Origin of the sequence: Pseudomonas sp. NA-150, assembly GCF_044336365.1 — a bacterium.
Taxonomy (GTDB): Bacteria; Pseudomonadota; Gammaproteobacteria; order Pseudomonadales; family Pseudomonadaceae; genus Aquipseudomonas.
The window spans coordinates 3,246,159-3,264,488 of record NZ_CP172305.1; the positions used below are offsets into that span (position 1 = coordinate 3,246,159).

Sequence of the window (18,330 nt, forward strand, 5' to 3'; positions counted from 1 at the left end):
TCAAGGAAGGCAATCGCGCCCGGTGGCGCGGCCGGGCTTCAAACCCGGTTGGGGACGGCATCCGTTCCCGGGCGGGTTCGACTCCCGCTGCCTTCCGCCATTTCCCGTCACGCCGGGCAGGGGCATCGCACAGATGTATCACTCGTGAAATATTTCGATATATACAGATACTTATTAGTAACAAAGGCGGGTTAATATCAGCGCCTGCTCTTCAATAAAAGCTCAAGAGACGAACTAATGAGTACAGTTACCACGTCCCTGAACATTCTGACGTCCTCCTATACAGCGGTGGGTGCACTCAATAAAGAGGCAACTACCACGGATGATCAGACCACTAATTCAGATTCAATACTGACCAATAACTCAGCGACGTCGACCGTCAGGTTGTCCAACGCTGCGTCCAAAATCAGTCAGAACATCTCGTCCTATGCGCCGTATTTCCCGACGCGTCCGGGCATGAGTGCCGATGCTTTGATCAATGGCGTGTCCAATCCAGGCTCGGTGTCGAGTTCCCAAGGCAAATCGTTTGCGGATGTCGCCACCGATGCCCGTAAAAGTCTCGACGCCAACTATGGGCTGATGAAAGACAGTGGAACGCCTTATAACAGCAGTAGTTTTGCGGACAACAACTCATTGTTCGGTAACCTGGACCGACGCTCGTTGTATGCGATCGCCAGCAACCAGGGTGGCCTCTTCACCAAACAGGAACAGGCTTCCGCCACCTATTTGATGAATCAGCAGCAAAGCCTGGCCACCGGTTTTTATACCGGGCCGCCGGATCAGCAAAAGAACTTCGTTGATCCTTTTGGCACCGACGTGGTATCCCGGGCCAAAGCAGGCTTGAGCTTTCTGGAAAACGTCAGTACTGAAGAAAAGGCCTCGCCTTATTGGTTGAAGCAGCACCAACAGCTGACCTCTGCGCTGCAACTGGCTACGTCGCCGCAAAACGCAAGTGCTGACCCGAAGACCAGTTCCCAACCCCATATGAACCTGGCGCAATTGATGGCGCAGTGGTCAGCGTCGTCGTCTGAGAGCGACCCTTTCGGCGCCAAGGCCAGCTCCGCTGTCGCTCCTGGCGGCACTGCCAGTTCTGTGACCAATCCGGCCACCCACACTGGGGACACGTCCGGGCCTCCGGTGGTGAAACCTGACGCCTCGTAACCCGTCCGACCGCGGCACAAAAAGGGCCACTCGCAAGAGTGGCCCTTTTTTATTACCCCAGACTTCCAGTCGCCTGCGCGATCATCTGTAGGAGCCGCCGCGCACCGCTGCGAATAGGCCTGCGATCCAGCCATCCTTTTTCAAGATGGCCCCCATCTAATCTAATCGCTTTTTGAGCAGCAACCGTCTTGATACCGTTTCCGTAGGCGGACTGATTACCTCAGGTAAACACTCATGTTCCTGACGCCTTATTTATCAATGGCGCGGTAAGTCTTAAAGTTCTTTCCACGCACTTTTCTCGAGCAATAACCCGGAGAAATTTCATGTATTTCGACAACCTGCGGATGCCCCGCGGCACTGTGACTACCGGTCAAGGGGGTCAGCTGTGAATGCTTCCAAACCCATGCCGGCCGTCTGGCGTCTGGCGCTCTCGGGACTGTGTGCGACTTTGCTGGGCATGGGCCTGGCGCGATTTGCTTACACGCCGCTGTTGCCAGCGGTGATTGCTGCGCACTGGTTTGCCGCGTCCGACGCCGCCTACCTGGGGGCAGCCAATCTGGTGGGGTACCTGTTGGGTGCTTTGTTGGGTGTGCCATTGGCCGCACGCTTTCGCGCCACGTCGGTGCTGCGCGGGGCGATGCTGGTCGCCACCCTGAGTTTCTTTGCCTGTGCCTGGCCACTGGATTTCGCCTGGTTTTTCAGCTGGCGGCTACTGTCGGGTATCTGCGGTGGCTTGCTGATGGTCCTCGCGGCACCGTCGATCCTGCCCCATGTGCCAGTGGCGCGTCGGGGGCTGGTCGGGGGCGTGATCTTTGTCGGTGTCGGGCTGGGCATCGTTGCCTCCGGCACCCTGGTGCCACTGTTGTTGCGCCAGGGCTTGATGCAAACATGGATCGGCCTCGGCGTGTTGGCGGCGATCGTCACTCTGGTGGCGTGGCAGAGTTGGCCGACCGCTGATGCACCGGGTGCTGCATCGCAGACCAAGACACAACACGCACAGCCCACCAAACGCTTGCGTCTGCTGTATGTGCAGTACGGCTTGTACGCTTTGGGCCTGGTGCCACACACGATATTTATCGTCGACTTCGTGGCTCGCGGTCTGGGTCAGGGGCTTGATGCCGGCTCGCACTATTGGGTGCTGTTGGGGCTGGGCGCAGTAGTGGGACCGTTGTTGGTCGGCCACTTGGCGGATCGCTCCGGCTACGGTCCGGCATTGCGACTAGCCTTTATTGTCGGGGCAGCAGCGGTGGCGTTGCCAGCCGTGACACACAACACCGCAGCGCTGATGGTCTCGAGTCTGATCGTCGGTGCCTTTACCCCTGGGATCGTGCCGCTGGTACTGGGCCGCATCCATGAACTACTGGAGCACCACCCCAGCTTGCAACGCGGCGCCTGGCGCAGTGCGACCACTGCGTTCGCCATCATGCAGGCATCGTCGGCTTACGGCATGTCCTGGCTGTTAAGCCGAGGCAGCGATAACTACCACGTGGTCTTCCTGCTCGGAGCAGCAGCGATGACCGTGTCCCTGACCCTGGATTTGCTGGCTGCGGTGCTCTCACGACGAGACGCTGTCACTGCCTGATCCGGTTTTGTTTTACGTCCACTCACCCTTGTTGGTCTATCTAAGAGGTTTCACCATGAGCACTTCGCAAAAAGTTGTCATCGTTACCGGCGCATCCCAAGGTATCGGCGCAGGTCTGGTCCAGGCCTTCCGTGAGCATGGCTACAAAGTCATCGCCACCTCGCGTTCGATCAAGCCGTCGACTGATCCCGATGTACTGGCGATCGCCGGTGACATTGGCGACCGCGCTGTCGCTGAGAAAGTAGTCCGTGAAGGCGTCGCCCGTTTTGGCCGCATCGACAGCCTGGTCAACAACGCCGGGATCTTTATCGCCAAGTCGTTCACCGAGTACACCCAGGAAGAATACATTTCCAAGCGTTCGACCAACCTCGATGGTTTTTTCAACATCACTCAGCTGGCCATCGCCCAGATGGAAAAACAAGGTAACGGCGGCCACGTGGTCAGCGTCACCACCAGCCTGACCGATCACGCCATCGACGGCGTGCCGTCTGTACTGGCTTCGCTGACCAAGGGCGGCATCAACGCAGCCACCAAATCCCTGGCCATCGAATACGCCAAGCGCGGCATCCGCGTTAACGCGATCTCCCCAGGCATCATCCGTACCCCGATGCACGGTCCTGAAACCCACGAAGCGCTGGGCAGCCTGCACCCAATGGGCCACATGGGCGATATCAAAGACATCGTCGATGGCGTGCTGTACCTGGACAACGCTGCGTTCGTAACCGGCGAAATCCTCCACGTTGATGGCGGCCAAAGCGCGGGTCACTAAGCACTAGGCTGGTCACCACGCAGTAAGAAGAGGCGGTTCGTCACCTGTTGGCGAGCCGCTTTCTCACGTCTACTTCCCGCGAGACTTCCTCATGTCCGTTCAACGAATCGCCAAAGGGACGCCGGCTTACCGTCGCATCTCCCTGGCCTTGCTCATGGCCGGTTTCGCTACGTTTGCGCTGCTGTATGGCGCGCAGCCGCTGCTGCCGTTGTTTGCCAGCGAATACGCGATCAGCGCCGCGCAATCCAGCCTCGCCGTATCGTTCGCCACGGGCGCCATGGCCCTGGCGTTCTTCCCGGCGGCAGTGCTCTCGGATCGCTTTGGTCGCTTGCCAGTGATGCTGACGTCCTTGTTTGCCGCCACCTCATTGACTGTGCTGTCGGCGTTTCTGCCGGGCTGGCACACGTTGCTGGTGATGCGCGCGTTAACCGGGATTGCTCTGGCCGGGATTCCTAGCGTGGCGATGGCTTATGTTGCGGAAGAACTCGACAGCGCCTCGATCGGTTCCGCCATGGGCCTGTACATCAGTGGTTCGGCGATTGGCGGGATGGCGGGGCGACTGGGCGTGACGTTGTTGACTGAACACTTTGGCTGGCGTTGGGCATTGGGCGCGATGGGCGCGTCAGGATTGATCGCAGCCTTCTGCTTTTGGCGCCTGGCCCCGGCATCGCAGGGTTTCGTGGCGCAAATCCACACCCCACGCAGCCTGTTTGCGGCACTGGGACGCGTCCTCAGCGACAGCGCGTTACGCCTGATTTATGCCGAAGACTTCCTGCTGATGGGCGCTTTCGTGACGATCTACAACTACGTCGGTTTTCGCTTACTGGCGGCGCCTTATTCGTTGTCGCAGACGGCGGTGGGCAGTATTTTTCTGATGTACATCATTGGTTCCTATAGCTCGGCGTGGTTTGGCGGCATCGCCGGGCGGCTGGGCCGAGCCAAGGTGTTCTGGATACCGATTGTGCTGATGCTCTGCGGTATTGTGCTGACGGCGTTGCAACCGCTGTGGCTGGTCATTGTCGGCATCGGCATTATCACCGGTGCCTTTTTTGCCGCCCATTCAACCGCGTCCGGTTGGGTTGGACAACGCGTCACCCGCGATCGCGCCCAGGCTTCGGCGCTGTACCTGTTGTTCTACTACGGTGGCTCCAGCGTGCTCGGGTCGGCCGGGGGGATTGCCTGGGGCATGGACACCTGGCGCGGGGTGGCACTGTTCTCTGGCGCGCTGGTATTGATTGCACTGTTGATCGCTACACGCTTGTACCGAGTGCGTCCGCTGGCCAGCGTCGCCCCGGCACCTGAGATGTCACAGTGACCGCGTCATGGGCGTTGGATCAACCAAAGTATTACGAAATGTGTTAACGGGGCGTATTCCACGATAGGCGCTTAGACGCTAGCCCGCAGATCATGAGAATATTGGCCACTTTGACCAGCATTCAAAAGGCGTTTCTCATCATGGAATTGAAGGATTATCTCGCCAGCCTGAGCGAACAGGAGCAAGCGCTGCAATTCGAGCATTTCGATCAAACCACTGCCTGGACGTTGGGCAGTCGAATCCGCGACCTGGCGATTGAGCGTCAGGCCCCGGTAGCCATCGATATCCGCTTGTTCGCTCAGCCGCTGTTTTTTGTGGCGCTACCGGGTACTACGCCGGACAACGCAGACTGGATCCGCCGTAAGTCTAACGTTGTCGCCCGTTTCCATCGCAGCAGCTATTCAATGAGCGTCGAGTTGACCCACAGGCAGCGCACGCTTGAAGGGCATTACGGCACAGCGGCCAGCGAGTTCACGGCGCATGGCGGCTCGTTCCCGCTGCGGGTCAAAGGCGCCGGGGTGGTCGGCAGCATCACCGTTTCCGGGCTACCGCAATATGAAGATCACCGGTTGGTGGTCAGGGCCATTTGTGAGCACTTGGGCCTGAGTTTTGCCGAGATGGATCTGCCAGCGTTTTAAGGGATGTGAGCCCATCTGCTGCCACCGGTCGAACAACCTTCCGCGGGCAGCAAACCTCTACGAACTCGCCTTGTGTTTTTTCTTGAAACACAGACTAGGTTGCAACAGGTTTGAAATTCTTTATCGTTCGCGCCCTCAATTTTCTGTAGAGGCTGTGCGGATGAAGTCGCTGACGATTCTTGTCCCTTTATGTTTCGCCTTGGTGCAGGACTACGCCTTCGCCTCGGACTTGGCTAAACCCTCGCCGCTGCCCGTTGTGCAGTCTGTTTTTCAACATCGATTGGCGACCGGTTCGATTTATCCCGATCAGTTCAACCGGTTGGAAAAATGGCTCACGCCGCAACTGCTGGCGTCTTGTCGCACCTACCAACGCGCGTTATCCCAAGATAAAACGCACAAGGAACGAGTGCCTGCCCTTCATTCTGACCCGCTCACCGGTGCGCAAGAACAACTCGGAACGCATTTTACCGTGCAGAGCAAGGGCGGTAGTGGCGATGTCGCACACCTGTCGGTTCGCCTTTTCTATCCAGATGGTTCGTTCTTTGCGTCGCGGAACGTTTGGCTAACCTATTCGTCGTCCCGCGGATGGCTTATATCTAACATCGAGCGGCTGCGACAAACCTGCGATCGCGGCCCGTATCCTGCGTATTGAATGTGTCCGTGTTCCTCATCCTGCAGCCGACACTTAACCCGCCGACACAAAGATGATAATCGGCCCGCAAACCGCCAACAGCACGTTGGAAATCGCGTAGCACACGGTAAAGCCAATCACCGGCGTGCTGCTGCCGGACACCTCGATAATCTTGTTCATCGACGCGGCTTCGGTCTGTGCCCCGGCCAGCGCGCCAAACAAAATCATCGGGTGCAGGCGCAGCACGTAACGGCCGAAATACAACGCCACCAGTGGCGGCAGCAAGGTCACGATAACCCCGGCCAGCAGCAACGACAGACCGTGTTCCTGCATTGCCGCCAGCGCTTGCGGCCCGGCCAGCAGGCCGACCACCGCGCCGAACGCGGTCAGGCCGAACTCAGAAAAAGCCCATTGCGCGGCAGGGGGCAGGGCACCGATTTCCGGGTGGCGCGAGTTAAACCAGCCGATCACCAAGGCCACCACCAGCACACCGCCCCCGACGCCGAGTTCCACCGGAATCATGCCGATGTGTGCCGATAACATGCCCAGCACCGCACCGAACACCATCCCCAGCGCGTGCACGGCGATGTCACTTTTATAGCTGTTTTCACGTATACGCCCCAGGCGTGGCGCCAGCGCTTCGATGCTGGAGGTGCGCCCGGTCAGGGAAATCACGTCGCCGCGATGCAGTTCGGTATTGGGCAACAGCGGCAGGTCATAACCTTGGCGCGTGATGCCATTCAGAAAACAACCCATGCGCCCGGCGTTGACCAGCCGTTGTTTGGCTTGCTTGATGGTCTTGCCGGCGAATTCGGCGGAAGTCAGCACCACGTCGACCGTGCGGGTTGGAAAGGACAGCGATTCGGGGTGGTCGACTTCCGGACCAATCCACTCTGCCAGCGTGCCGACGGCTTCGCGCAGGGAATAGATCGCGACAATATCGCCCGCTTGCAACTGGGTAATGGCATCACGCTCAAGTATCTGCTGGCCACGCACCACCCGCTCGACACTCATGGCCGGGTGCAGTTGCTCGATATCCGCGACGGTCTTGCCATCGGCCTGGCCTTGGGCGGTCACCTGATGCGCGCGCACCACGATGCGGGTGTAGGGGATCGAGATCGCATCTTCGTCGTTGGCGATACCCAGTTCCAGTTCCAGCTCACGGGCCGATGCGCGCACGTCGACGCCCAGCAGCATCGGCGCGATGCTGCCGACAAATACGATCAGGCCGATAGTGCCGAACACATAAGTAATGGCGTAGGCCACCGCCATGTTGCTGTTGAGCACCGCGACGGCGGCTTTATCCAGTTTCAACTCGTTGAGGGCGCTGCTGGCGGTACCCATGATCGCCGTATCCGTCATCGCCCCGGCACCGACCCCGGCGGAAAAGCCGGCGTCGAAATGGAACAGCGCGCTCACCGCCAAAATCGAGCCCAACGCGGTGCCACACAACACCACCGACAGAATCACCAGCTTGAGCGTGCCTCGATTGAGGCTGCCGAAAAACTCCGGGCCACTCTTGAAGCCCACGGCGTAAATGAACAGGACAAAGAACACCGACTTGAGCACTGGCGAGACCTCGATGCCGATCTGCCCGATCAGCAACCCCATCAGCAACGCGCCGGCGACCGAACCCAGGTGAAAGCTGCCCAGTTGGATGCGGCCGAGCAGCACGCCAAGGGCAATAGACAGGAATACGGCGATTTCAGGCGAAGAGCGGAGGGCGTGAAGAACGAAGTCTGACATGGGGCCGATCTCCTTTCGGGACACAGGGGGCGACTGACGTGATGAGCGTAGTTGCTCGGAGTGAATCCCTGAGCACTGATCATTGAAATGCCCCAGGCTCTCGCAACAGGCTACTTCGTTGATCGTAGTTTCACTGGCATTCGCTTCACGCGGATTGACGGAACCCTGAAAGCCTTCTTTGCTAACCGGACTGGTTCGCAAGCAGGCCCTGGAGTGCTGATCGATGACGTCGAACGCGAAGTACCTGATTCTATTATTGGCACCCTTGGCGCTGGGAGCTCACGCCGAAGATACGCCCGCCGATGCGCCGGTGCTGAATCAGCAAGTCATCGGCAAGTTGGTCGATATGGGGGAGTATTTACGCAGCTTGCATGTTTTCCAGGTCAGAGCCGATGTCAGCCGGGATACCGTTCTGGACACCGGGCAGAAGATCAAGATGCAGTCGGTCAATACCTTGCTCGTAGAGGGAAAAACCCATATGTACGCCAAGTCCGATGGCGATGCGCGCACGCGAGAACTGTTTTATAACGGCAAGAACCTGACCCAGTACTCCCCCTATTTAAAGTTCTATACAACGGTCAAGGCCCCGGCCACAGTGACCGAAACCATCCATGAGTTCGAGCAATACTACGGCGTGCAAGTGCCCATGGAAGACCTGTTTTTGTTCGGCAGCGATCAGGCACAGATCGATGCACTGAAAAGCGCGGCTTACGTAGGTCCGTCGACCATTAATGGCCGGCTCTGTGATCATCTGGCCTTCCGCCAGGAGCATGCGGACTGGCAACTATGGATCACCCGATCAGTCAAACCCTTGCCGTGCAAACTGGTGATCACCACCACCGATGACAGCAGTTTTCCGGAGTACAGCGCCACCTACACCTGGAATCTGCAACCGACGATCAAACCTTCTGCGTTCACGTTCAGTCCGGCTAAAGGCGATGTTGCCATTCCACTGAAAAAAATCAGCGAGGTGGCGCAATGATCATGGCCAGAACCACTCCGCACATCGCGCTGGTGTCGTTACTGAGCGCTGCCTTGATGACCGTCGCCCTAAGCAGTCCTGTACAGGCCGGCCCCCGTGAGCGCGGCGCAGCACGTACCTCGGTGAACCGTCCATCGGCGCCCAATGCGCAACCGGCTCGTCACCCGAACGTCAGTAACAACAGCCAAAACGCAACCCAAGTCAATGCCGGCAACAACAATCGGGTGGGCAATACAACCAACATTAATAACAGCCACAACACGGTCAATAACAACGTTAATGTCAACCGCGATGTAAACGTCAATGTCGATGGTCGGGGCCGCTATGGCTACGACGAAGACTATCACCCGATTGCCACGGCGGCGGCGGTCACCGCAACGGTTGCAGTCACAGCCGCAGTGGTGGGCGCCATCGTGCGGCCGGCGCAAATGCCAACCAGCTGCGTGCAGGTCATTCAGTCCGGTGTGACCTACATGCAATGCGGCTCCACCTGGTATCAACCGCAGTACGTGGGCAGCGACGTGACCTATGTGGTGATCAACGCGCCATATTGATAACTGTTGATGGTCAGGCATGGGCCGTTCGGGTGAGCTGTTCCAGCAGCTCCAGATCGCTGCTTATGCCAGACGTTTCGCGAATCCGGTCGAGGATGGTCTTCTTCAGCGCGGTGAATGCCGGTTAGCGCTGCGCCTTGTGAATCGCGTAACCCAGCCCGGAGTTGGCCACGACCAATGACCCGGTAAACGCTGATGCCAATGTGGTTGATCAGGCCGTCCGCTGACGCCGGCAAGTCGGACTGCTACAAGTCGGTGTTATTGCCAACGAATTTCATTATAGGTATTGCTTGCGATAACTCCCAGGCAACATGCCGAAGCGCAGTTAGCTGTTTGGCGAGTTACCGTCAGCGGCGCGCAGAGTGGAGCTCTGCCACTAATCGGCGAGATACGACACACCGTTTTGTCCGGATTTTCAGCCGTCTACAGCCACCCTAACTGATGTTCTGCTGATCGCCAGCATTGCTTAAAAAGTCATCTATAGTCTCAGAGTCTTGTAAAGCGTTCCTGTAACGCACCGACTTTGGTCCGCGGGATCGTCGTCCTGACTTGCTATGGAGGCTTCGCAATCGATATGGTCATATCATCCGTCCGGGCACACGCATTGCCCCTTGTTTTGGCCATTACCGCAATTGCAGCCCTGACGGCTTGCGGCAAGGCGCCGGCTCCGCCACCGAAGGGCAATGTCGAAGTGACCGTGATCACGGTCGCTCAGCAAGATACCCCGGTCCAATTCGAATTTACCGCGCAAAGCCAAAGCAGCCACGAAGTTGAAATCCGTGCGCGGGTCGATGGTTTTCTGAATAAGCGCGCCTATACCGAAGGTCAACCGGTACAGGCCGGGCAGACGCTGTTCCTGATGGACCCCAAACCTTTCGAAGCTGCGCTGCAGACCGCCACCGGGCAACTGGCGCAGCAACAGGCGCGCTTGACCGTGGCCAAGGCTAATCTGGCGCGGGTGATTCCCCTCACGGCACAAAACGCATTGAGCAAAAAAGACCTGGACGATGCCACGGGTGTCGAGCAACAGGCCAGGGCTGAAGTGATCGCCGCCCAGGGGCAGGTGCAGACCGCGCAACTGAACCTCAGTTACACCACCATCAAGTCGCCGATCAATGGCTTGTCGAGCTTTGCCAGAATGCAGGAAGGCAGTTACTTGCGAGCGACCTCGGAAGAACCGCTGACCTACGTGTACCAGCTTGATCCGATCTGGATCAATTTCAGCGTGTCTGAAAACGAGATGCTCAAATACCACGACCAGATTGCCAAAGGGCTGTTGCGCTTTCCGACCAACCAGGATTTTGAGGTGTCGCTGATACTCGCCGACGGCAGCCTGTTTCCTACCCGCGGTCACATCAATTTCGCCAACCCGTCTTTCAGCTCACAAACCGGCACCTTCCTCGTGCGTGCGGAATTCGCCAACCCCAAAGGCGCGTTGCGACCGGGGCAATTCGTGCGGGCACAGGTGGCGGGTGCCATGCGTCCGAAAGCGGTTCTGGTACCGCAACGGGCGGTCCAGCAGGGGGCGAAAGGGCATTTCGTGTGGGTGGTCGATAAGGATTCGAAAGCGCACCCGAGGGTGGTCGAAGTCGGCGACTGGAGTGGCGATAACTGGTTCATCCTGGAAGGGTTGCAGCCTGGTGAACGGGTAATCGTTGACGGCGCTATCCGTGTTGCCCCTGATGCGGAGGTGAAAATCATCGACGCTCCCGCTGCCCCAAAACCAGTGGCGTCAGTTAAATGAGTATTTCTCGGTACTGCATCGAACGGCCCATTTTCGCCACTGTCATTTCGATCATCATCACCCTCGGTGGTGCGGTGGCAATGGTCAATTCACCCATTGCGCAATACCCCGATATCACGCCGCCGCAGATCACCATCTCCGCGACGTACCCCGGGGCCAGCGCCGACGTCGTCGCGGACAACGTGGCGGCGCCGATCGAGCAGCAGGTCAACGGCGCCGACAACATGATCTACATGAGCTCGTCGAGTTCATCGACGGGCAGCCTGACGATCAACGCCTACTTCAAAATCGGCACCGACCCCGAACTGGCTCAGGTCGACGTGCAGAACCGGGTCAACCTCGCGTTGCCACAGTTGCCGAGTTCGGTGCAGTCGCAGGGTATCCAAGTCCAGAAAAAGTCTTCGGCGTTCATGATGGTGGTGGCGATCTACTCGCCGACCAACCGTTATGACCCGACCTACATCGCCAACTACGCCAACGTCTACGTGCTGGACGCGCTGAAACGCATCCCCGGCGCCAACCAGTCGAGCATTTTCGGTTCGCCAGACTCGGCCATGCGCATCTGGTTGCGGCCCGACCGAATGGCGCAGTTGAGTGTGACTGCGACCGATGTGCAACGGGCCGTGTCCAACCAGAACCAGCAGTTCGCGGTCGGGCGTATTGGCCAGTCACCCACGGGTCCGGCGGTCGAGCAGTCGTTTGCCGTGACCACCACCGGGCGTTTCACCACGCCGGCGGAGTTCGATGAAATCATCATTCGTGCGGCCAACGGCGCAGCTGCGACGGTCCGCCTGAAGGACATCGGCCGGGCGGAACTTGGGCAGAAGGACTACTCGATTCGCAGTTACTTCCAGGGTAAACCGGCCACGGTCATGGCGGTCTACCAACAGCCGGGGGCCAACGCTCTCGATGTTTCCAAGCAAGTGCGCGCGACCCTGGCCGAGATGAAGAAGTCGTTCCCGGAAGGCATCGACTACAGCATCGCGATGGACACCACCGACTTCACCCGTGCGTCGATCTCCGACGTGGTCCACACCTTTTTTGAAGCGCTGGTGCTGGTGGTGATCGTGGTGTTCCTGTTCCTGCAAAGCCTGCGCGCCACGCTGATTCCGGTGCTGGCGGTACCGGTGTCGATTGTCGGTACCTTCATGGGCATGCTCGCCTTGGGCTTTTCAATCAACATGCTGACCCTGTTCGGCATGGTGCTGGCCATCGGTATCGTGGTGGACGATGCGATCGTGGTGATCGAGAACGTCGAACGCAACATGAATGTGCACAAGCTCAACCCCAAAGACGCCGCGATTCGCGCCATGGACGAAGTGGCGGGGCCGGTGATCGCGATTGTATTGGTGCTGTGCGCGGTGTTCATACCGGCGGCATTCCTCAGCGGTATCACCGGGCAGCTGTATAAGCAGTTCGCAATTACCATCGCCATCTCGGTGGTGATTTCCGGGCTCGTCGCGCTCACCCTGTCGCCGGCGCTGGCGGCGTTGCTGCTCAAGCCCGGACACCATGAGAAGCACGGCTTTTTCAAATGGTTCGACAATTCATTTGAACGCATGACGGCGGGCTATACACGGCTGGTGAAAGTGGCGATCAAGCGCTTCGTGGTTGCCTTGCTGTTATTCGTCGGCATGATCGTTCTGTCGGTGTTCATGATGAATTCGGTGCCCAGTTCGTTCTTGCCGCCGGAAGACCAAGGCTACCTGCTGGGCGCGGTGATCATGCCGGACGCCGCGAGCCTGGACCGTACCGGGAAAGTCACCGAGCACGTGACCGATTACTTCATGAAAAATGACGCCGTCAGCAGTATTACCATCATCGATGGCTACAGCCTGCTCGACAGTCAGAACAAGAACAACGCCGCGACATTCTTCGTCGGCTTCAAGGATTTTGACGAGCGTTATTCGTCGGACAACGCCAAGACGCAGAATGCGCGCGCGGTGCTGGTGGGCGCTTTTCAAACGCTTTCGAAGGTCAATGAAGGGGTGATCATTCCGGTCAACCCGCCGTCGATTCCGGGGTTGGGCACCACCGGCGGCACCGAGATGTGGATTCAAAGCGGTGGCGACGGCACCATCGCGCAACTGGCCGAGGTGGTGAAAGACGTGGTGGCCAAGGCCAAACAACGGCCGGAGTTGTCCGGCGTCACCTCGACCTTCAACGCATCGTCGCAACAGTTGTTGGTCAATGTCGACCGTGACAAGGCGCAAGCGCTGGGCGTCCCGGTCGAGGACGTGTACAGCGCGATGCAGATGATGTTCGGCTCGCAATACATCTCGCAATTCAGCCGTTCGAGCCGCCTGTGGCAAGTGATCGTCCAGGCTGAGCCTTCGTATCGCCTCACGCCCGAGAACCTGAACCAGATATTCGTCCGCAGTGCCTCCGGCAGCATGGTACCGATCAAAGCCGTCGCCACTTACCAATACACCACCGGCCCCGATCTGGTGACCCGCTTCAATAACTTCCCGGCGGTCAAGATCACCGCTGACGCCGCGCCGGGGTACAGCTCGGGCCAGGTCCTCAGTGCTCTGGAAGAAGTGGCTCAACAGAATATGCCGCAAGGCTATGCCATCGGCTGGAGCGGTGAGGCCTACGAGGCCAAGCAGTCAGGCAGCACCTCAGGCCTGGTCTTCGTGTTCGGCATCATCATGGTGTTCCTGATTCTGGCGGCACAGTATGAGAAATGGAGCCTGCCGTTCGGCGTACTGATGGCAGTGCCTTTTGCGCTGTTTGGTGCACTGCTGGCGATCGTCCTGCGCGGCCTGGAAAACGATGTGTACTTCCAGATCGGCTTGACCATGCTGGTCGCGCTGGCGGCGAAAAACGCGATTCTGATCTTCGAATTTGCGGTGCTCAACCGCGAGCAAGGAATGTCGCCGTACGACGCCGCCGTGACCGCCGCCACCGAACGTCTGCGACCGATTGTGATGACCTCGCTGGCCTTCATTCTCGGTTGCGTACCGTTGGCCATCGCCGTGGGCGCATCGGCCAACAGCCGGCATTCCATCGGCACCGGGGTGATCGGCGGCATGCTCGGCGCGACTGTCATCGCCGTATTCTTCATCCCGATGTTCTATTACGTGCTCGAGTCCTGGGCCACGCGGGGCAAAGACGCGAAAAGCGAACCCGTTCCTGACGAGGCTGCACCCAGTGCCGGGGCGTTGCCGCTGATCACCCGACCTGAGGGCGAATGACGTGCGTACTCATTCGGGTTTACTCGTGCTGACCCTGGCCCTTGGTGCAACCAGCTGTACAGTCGGCCCCGACTATGTGCAGCCCAAGGTGGATACGCCGTCGTCATTTCGCTTCGCGCAGCCGGGGGCTGTGGACCTGGCCAATAGCGCCTGGTGGGAACAGTTCCAGGACCCGGTGCTGAACCAGTTGATCAGCGTCGCCCTGCAAGAAAACAAAGACGTGCAAATCGCTGCTGCACGCGTCGATGCCTTCCGCGGTCAGTTCGAAACCACCCGCTCCCAGCTATTTCCGCAGGTGGGCTCGAACGCCAGCGCCGAACGCGAGCGCGCCTCGGAAGTCGGCCCAACGCCGCTGGCCGGCAGCGGACCGGTGTTCAAACAGTACCAGGCCAATCTGTCGGTCGCCTGGGAGCTGGACCTGTTTGGCAAACTGCGGCGCCAAACCGAAGCCGCTCGCGCCAGCCTGCTGGCCAGCGAAGAAGGGCGGCGCGGGGCGATTCTGTCGTTGGTGGCCTCGGTGGCCTCGTCGTACATCAACCTGCGCGATCTGGATCGGCAACTGGCGATCACAAACGCCACGGTTGCCAGCCGTTCCGAAGCGGTCAAGGTGTTTTCCCAACGCTTCGCCGGCGGCGTCGTGTCGCAAATGGAACTGGCCCAAAGTCAGTCTGAATACGAGGCGGCGCTGGCCATTGCACCGCAGATCCAGGCACAAATCGCGCAACAGGAAAACGCGCTGTCGGTGCTGCTCGGGCGCAATCCCGGGCCCATTCTGCGCGGTCGTGAATTGTCCGACCTGAAACAAGTGGCAGTGCCCAGCGGACTGCCATCCGACTTACTGATACGACGCCCGGACCTCGCCGAAGCCGAACAAAACCTGATCGCAGCCAATGCGCTGATTGGTGCGGCGCGGGCGCAGTACTTTCCGACGATCTCGCTGACCGGGTTCCTCGGATCACTCAGCGCGCAATCCGCGGACCTGTTCACCGGACCGGCGAAAGTCTGGTCCTATGCCGCAAATGTTAGTTTGCCGATCTTTACCGCCGGCGGCATCGGCGGCCAGGTCAAACAGGCCGAAGCACAACAACAAGAAGCGCTGCTCCAGTATCAGAAGTCCATTCAAGTCGCCTTTCAAGAAACCGAAGACGCGCTGATCGGCCTGCAAAAAAACCGCGAACAACTGGTCACCCAAGGTCGCCAGGTCGAGGCACTGCGAACCTACGCCCACCTTGCACGACTGCGCTTCGACGGTGGCTACACCAGCTACATCGAAGTCCTCGACGCCGAACGCAGCCTGTTCAACGCAGAACTGAGCTACGCCCAGACAGAAGGCACGGTGTATACCTCGCTGGTCAACCTGTACAAAGCCATGGGTGGAGGCTGGGTGGTGGAAGCCGACCGCATGACCGCCAAGGCAGCACCGCCTGAGGCAGCCCAGGCCAAGCCTTGACGTTTGGATTTTTTCAATAATTTTGTGATGGGCGCAGTTTTGTAGGAGCTGCCGAAGGCTGCGATTGGCATTCAAACGCAGCGACCGGTCCGCAGGTTGATCGCAGCCTTCGGCAGCGCCTACAGGAATTGAGCAACGCCCGATCCGTTAACCCAACACCTCGCGCAAGCGATACCACAACATCCCCAACGCCAGCAGCGGCGAGCGCAACGCTTTACCCCCCGGAAACGTCATCAACGGCACCGCGCTAAACACATCCAGCCCCTGGCTGTGCCCCGCATCAATCGCCTCGGCCAACAACCGCGCGGTCCAGTGCGTCACATTCAGCCCATGCCCCGAATACCCCTGGGCATAAAACACATTCGGGTACTGCGATAAACGCCCGACCTGAGGAAAGCGATTGGCCGTGATCCCGATCTTGCCCCCCCATTGAAAATCAATCCCCACCCCAGCCAACTGCGGAAACACCTTGAGCATCTTCGGCCGCATATAGGCCGCGATATCCGCCGGATCACGCCCGGAATAGTGACAGGCGCCGCCGAACAACAGCCGCCGATCCGCTGAAAGCCGGTAGTAATCCAGCCCGACCTTCTGGTCACACAACGCCAGATTCTGCGGGATCAACCGGGCCGCGACGTCAGCCGCCAACGGCTCGGTGGCGATGATATAACTGCTCGCCGGCAGCACCTTGCCACTCAAGCGCGGCTCCAGTTCATCCAGATACGCATTGCAGGCCAGCACCAGACTGCCGGCGCGTACCGTGCCTGTGGCACAACGTACCTGCACGGTGCTGCCATGAATCAACTCGAGCACCGGGCTCTGCTCGAAAATCCGCACCCCCAATGATTGCGCCAGCCGCGCTTCGCCAAGCACCAGATTGAGCGGATGCAAATGGCCGGAACCCATGTCCACCAAGCCACCGGCATACGCACTGGAAGCCACCACCTGCTGCATATCCCCAGGCCCGACCAGACGCGTTTGATGCTGATAGTCCAGCGCCCGCAGCTCCTCCTGCTCGGCGCCGAACGCGGCGAATTGCGCCGGGGTATTGGCCAACTCGCAAAAGCCCCAGCGCAGGTCGCAGTCGATCCCATGCTCTGCAATGCGCTGGCCGACCAACGCCACCGAGTCAATGCCCGCACGTTGCAGGTAGCGCACACCGTCCTCACCGACATAGCGGGCGAAGCCGCTGACGTCGTGGCCGATGCCGCGAATCAACTGCCCGCCATTGCGCCCGCTGGCGCCCCAGCCGATACGCCGGCCCTCCAACAGCACCACCGACAGCCCGCGCTGCGCCAGCTCGATGGCGGTGTTTACCCCGGTGAAGCCGCCGCCAATCACACAGACATCGGCGACCAGGTGCGACGCCAGTTGCGGGTACTGCACCATGGCGCCGGCGGACGCGGCGTAATACGACTGAGCATGTTGCTGGTTCATTTGTTGGACTTCACTTTGCTCCAGGACCGGGTCATCAAACGCATGATGTCCGGCGTCGGGGTGGTGGAGATGTACAGCTTGTCGAGCACTTCCTGAGAAGGATAGACCTCTGGGTTATTCACCAGATCCGCCTCCATGAAGGCTTTGGCTGCCGGGTTGGGGTTGGCGTAACCGACCGTGGCGCTGACCTTGGCGATCACCTCGGGGTCCAGCAGGTAGTTGATGAAGGCAAAGGCTTGTTTCGGGTTGGCGGCATCGGCGGGAATCGCCAGCAGGTCGAACCACAGGTTGCTGCCTTCCTTGGGAATCGCATAGGCGATGTTCACCCCGTTCTTCGCTTCCTTGGCCCGGTTCGCCGCCTGGAACACGTCGCCCGAGTAACCGAAGGCCACGCAGATGTCACCGTTGGCCAGGTCCGAGACGTACTTGGAAGAGTGGAAGTAGGTGATGTACGGACGCAGGGTCAGCAGCTTGGCTTCGGCTTTTTTGTAGTCCTCGGGGTTCGAGCTACGCGGGTCCATGCCCATGTAGTTGAGGATCGCCGGGAACACTTCGTCGGCCGAGTCCATCATCGATACGCCACACTGTGTGAGCTTCTTCAGGTTTTCCGGCTCGAACAGCACTGCCCAGGAATCGATGTGGTCGATGCCCAGCACTTGCTTGACCTTGTCGACGTTGTAACCGATGCCGTTGGTGCCCCACAGGTACGGCACCGAGTGCGCGTTGCCCGGATCATTCTTCTCCAACAGCGTCAGCAGTTTGGGGTCGAGATTTTTCCAGTTGGGCAACTGCGAACGGTCCATTTTGAGGAAAGCACCGGCTTTGACCTGACGCGCCAGAAAATGGTTGGACGGCACCACCACGTCGTAGCCGGTGCGGCCCGCGAGCAGTTTGCCTTCCAGGGTTTCATTGGAGTCGAACACGTCATAGACCACCTTGATACCGGTTTTGGCCTCGAAGTCAGCGAGGGTGGTAGTGCCGATGTAATCGGTCCAGTTGTACACGCTGACGGTAGGCTTGGCCTGAACACCGACACTGCACAACAGGGCAAACGCAACGGGAACCACAGCTTTCAATAGACGCATGTCGACACCTTTGAATGGTTTTTTTTGAGTTTTTTAATC

At 59.2% G+C, this 18,330-nt stretch carries 14 protein-coding genes and 1 tRNA gene; 12 read left to right on the forward strand and 3 right to left on the reverse strand.

Features of this window, described 5'->3' with window-relative positions; all coding sequences use genetic code 11:
* Positions 1 to 4: 4 nt before the first annotated feature.
* The 7 genes from ACF0H7_RS15365 (at position 5) to ACF0H7_RS15395 (ending at position 6,117) form a co-directional block, all read left to right on the forward strand.
* A tRNA-Sec gene (locus ACF0H7_RS15365) sits at positions 5 to 100 on the forward strand.
* A 137-nt stretch (positions 101 to 237) separates the two neighbouring features.
* Positions 238 to 1,161 carry a hypothetical protein gene (locus ACF0H7_RS15370; RefSeq protein WP_397453578.1) on the forward strand — a complete coding sequence of 308 codons (924 nt, stop codon included), beginning with the start codon at positions 238 to 240 and terminating at the stop codon, positions 1,159 to 1,161.
* 385 nt (positions 1,162 to 1,546) lie between these two features.
* Positions 1,547 to 2,743 carry a YbfB/YjiJ family MFS transporter gene (locus ACF0H7_RS15375; RefSeq protein WP_397453579.1) on the forward strand — a complete coding sequence of 399 codons (1,197 nt, stop codon included), beginning with the start codon at positions 1,547 to 1,549 and terminating at the stop codon, positions 2,741 to 2,743.
* 55 nt (positions 2,744 to 2,798) lie between these two features.
* Positions 2,799 to 3,512: an SDR family NAD(P)-dependent oxidoreductase gene (locus ACF0H7_RS15380; RefSeq protein ID WP_397453580.1), complete on the forward strand. Its 714-nt coding sequence runs from the start codon at positions 2,799 to 2,801 to the stop codon at positions 3,510 to 3,512.
* 91 nt (positions 3,513 to 3,603) lie between these two features.
* A complete protein-coding gene (locus ACF0H7_RS15385) occupies positions 3,604 to 4,827 on the forward strand; it encodes an MFS transporter (RefSeq protein WP_397453581.1) in 1,224 nt (407 codons plus the stop codon).
* Between the two features lie 140 nt (positions 4,828 to 4,967).
* Positions 4,968 to 5,465 (forward strand): heme-degrading domain-containing protein, encoded by a 498-nt coding sequence (locus tag ACF0H7_RS15390; RefSeq protein ID WP_397453582.1) that lies wholly within the window; start codon positions 4,968 to 4,970, stop codon positions 5,463 to 5,465.
* A gap of 160 nt (positions 5,466 to 5,625) precedes the next feature.
* Positions 5,626 to 6,117 (forward strand): hypothetical protein, encoded by a 492-nt coding sequence (locus ACF0H7_RS15395; protein ID WP_397453583.1) that lies wholly within the window; start codon positions 5,626 to 5,628, stop codon positions 6,115 to 6,117.
* A gap of 33 nt (positions 6,118 to 6,150) precedes the next feature.
* On the opposite strand, the gene aspT is transcribed toward ACF0H7_RS15395, so the two are convergent.
* Entirely contained in the window at positions 6,151 to 7,842 is a 1,692-nt protein-coding gene (aspT, locus tag ACF0H7_RS15400) for an aspartate-alanine antiporter (RefSeq protein ID WP_397453584.1), read from the reverse strand.
* Between the two features lie 223 nt (positions 7,843 to 8,065).
* On the opposite strand from aspT, the gene ACF0H7_RS15405 reads away from it, so the two are divergent.
* From ACF0H7_RS15405 to ACF0H7_RS15425, 5 genes are all read left to right on the forward strand, one after another.
* On the forward strand, positions 8,066 to 8,824 hold the full coding sequence (locus tag ACF0H7_RS15405) for a DUF2092 domain-containing protein (RefSeq protein WP_397453585.1): 759 nt from the start codon (positions 8,066 to 8,068) through the stop codon (positions 8,822 to 8,824).
* A 2-nt stretch (positions 8,825 to 8,826) separates the two neighbouring features.
* Complete coding sequence (locus ACF0H7_RS15410) at positions 8,827 to 9,378, forward strand: hypothetical protein (protein ID WP_397453586.1); 552 nt, start codon at positions 8,827 to 8,829, stop codon at positions 9,376 to 9,378.
* A 604-nt stretch (positions 9,379 to 9,982) separates the two neighbouring features.
* Positions 9,983 to 11,122 carry an efflux RND transporter periplasmic adaptor subunit gene (locus tag ACF0H7_RS15415; RefSeq protein ID WP_397453587.1) on the forward strand — a complete coding sequence of 380 codons (1,140 nt, stop codon included), beginning with the start codon at positions 9,983 to 9,985 and terminating at the stop codon, positions 11,120 to 11,122.
* Positions 11,119 to 14,319, forward strand: a complete 3,201-nt coding sequence (locus tag ACF0H7_RS15420; protein WP_397453588.1) for an efflux RND transporter permease subunit — start codon at positions 11,119 to 11,121, stop codon at positions 14,317 to 14,319. The genes ACF0H7_RS15415 and ACF0H7_RS15420 overlap by 4 nt, the downstream gene beginning before the upstream one ends.
* A gap of 1 nt (position 14,320) precedes the next feature.
* The gene (locus tag ACF0H7_RS15425; protein ID WP_397453589.1) at positions 14,321 to 15,769 is read left to right on the forward strand and encodes an efflux transporter outer membrane subunit; all 1,449 of its coding nucleotides are present in this window, start codon (positions 14,321 to 14,323) and stop codon (positions 15,767 to 15,769) included.
* A 147-nt stretch (positions 15,770 to 15,916) separates the two neighbouring features.
* On the opposite strand, the gene ACF0H7_RS15430 is transcribed toward ACF0H7_RS15425, so the two are convergent.
* On the reverse strand, positions 15,917 to 17,206 hold the full coding sequence (locus ACF0H7_RS15430; RefSeq protein WP_397453590.1) for an NAD(P)/FAD-dependent oxidoreductase: 1,290 nt from the start codon (positions 17,204 to 17,206) through the stop codon (positions 15,917 to 15,919).
* Entirely contained in the window at positions 17,203 to 18,291 is a 1,089-nt protein-coding gene (locus tag ACF0H7_RS15435; protein ID WP_397453591.1) for a polyamine ABC transporter substrate-binding protein, read from the reverse strand. Before ACF0H7_RS15435 ends, ACF0H7_RS15430 begins: the two co-directional genes overlap by 4 nt.
* Between the last annotated feature and the right edge of the window lie 39 nt (positions 18,292 to 18,330).

Coding starts and splice junctions, on each gene's coding strand:
- ACF0H7_RS15405 (WP_397453585.1), top strand. CDS start 8,066: ATGACGTCGAACGCGAAGTACCTGATTCTATTATTGGCACCCTTGGCG.
- ACF0H7_RS15370 (WP_397453578.1), top strand. CDS start 238: ATGAGTACAGTTACCACGTCCCTGAACATTCTGACGTCCTCCTATACA.
- ACF0H7_RS15395 (WP_397453583.1), top strand. CDS start 5,626: ATGAAGTCGCTGACGATTCTTGTCCCTTTATGTTTCGCCTTGGTGCAG.
- ACF0H7_RS15385 (WP_397453581.1), top strand. CDS start 3,604: ATGTCCGTTCAACGAATCGCCAAAGGGACGCCGGCTTACCGTCGCATC.
- ACF0H7_RS15390 (WP_397453582.1), top strand. CDS start 4,968: ATGGAATTGAAGGATTATCTCGCCAGCCTGAGCGAACAGGAGCAAGCG.
- ACF0H7_RS15380 (WP_397453580.1), top strand. CDS start 2,799: ATGAGCACTTCGCAAAAAGTTGTCATCGTTACCGGCGCATCCCAAGGT.
- ACF0H7_RS15410 (WP_397453586.1), top strand. CDS start 8,827: ATGGCCAGAACCACTCCGCACATCGCGCTGGTGTCGTTACTGAGCGCT.
- ACF0H7_RS15435 (WP_397453591.1), bottom strand. CDS start 18,291: ATGCGTCTATTGAAAGCTGTGGTTCCCGTTGCGTTTGCCCTGTTGTGC.
- ACF0H7_RS15420 (WP_397453588.1), top strand. CDS start 11,119: ATGAGTATTTCTCGGTACTGCATCGAACGGCCCATTTTCGCCACTGTC.
- aspT (WP_397453584.1), bottom strand. CDS start 7,842: ATGTCAGACTTCGTTCTTCACGCCCTCCGCTCTTCGCCTGAAATCGCC.
- ACF0H7_RS15430 (WP_397453590.1), bottom strand. CDS start 17,206: ATGAACCAGCAACATGCTCAGTCGTATTACGCCGCGTCCGCCGGCGCC.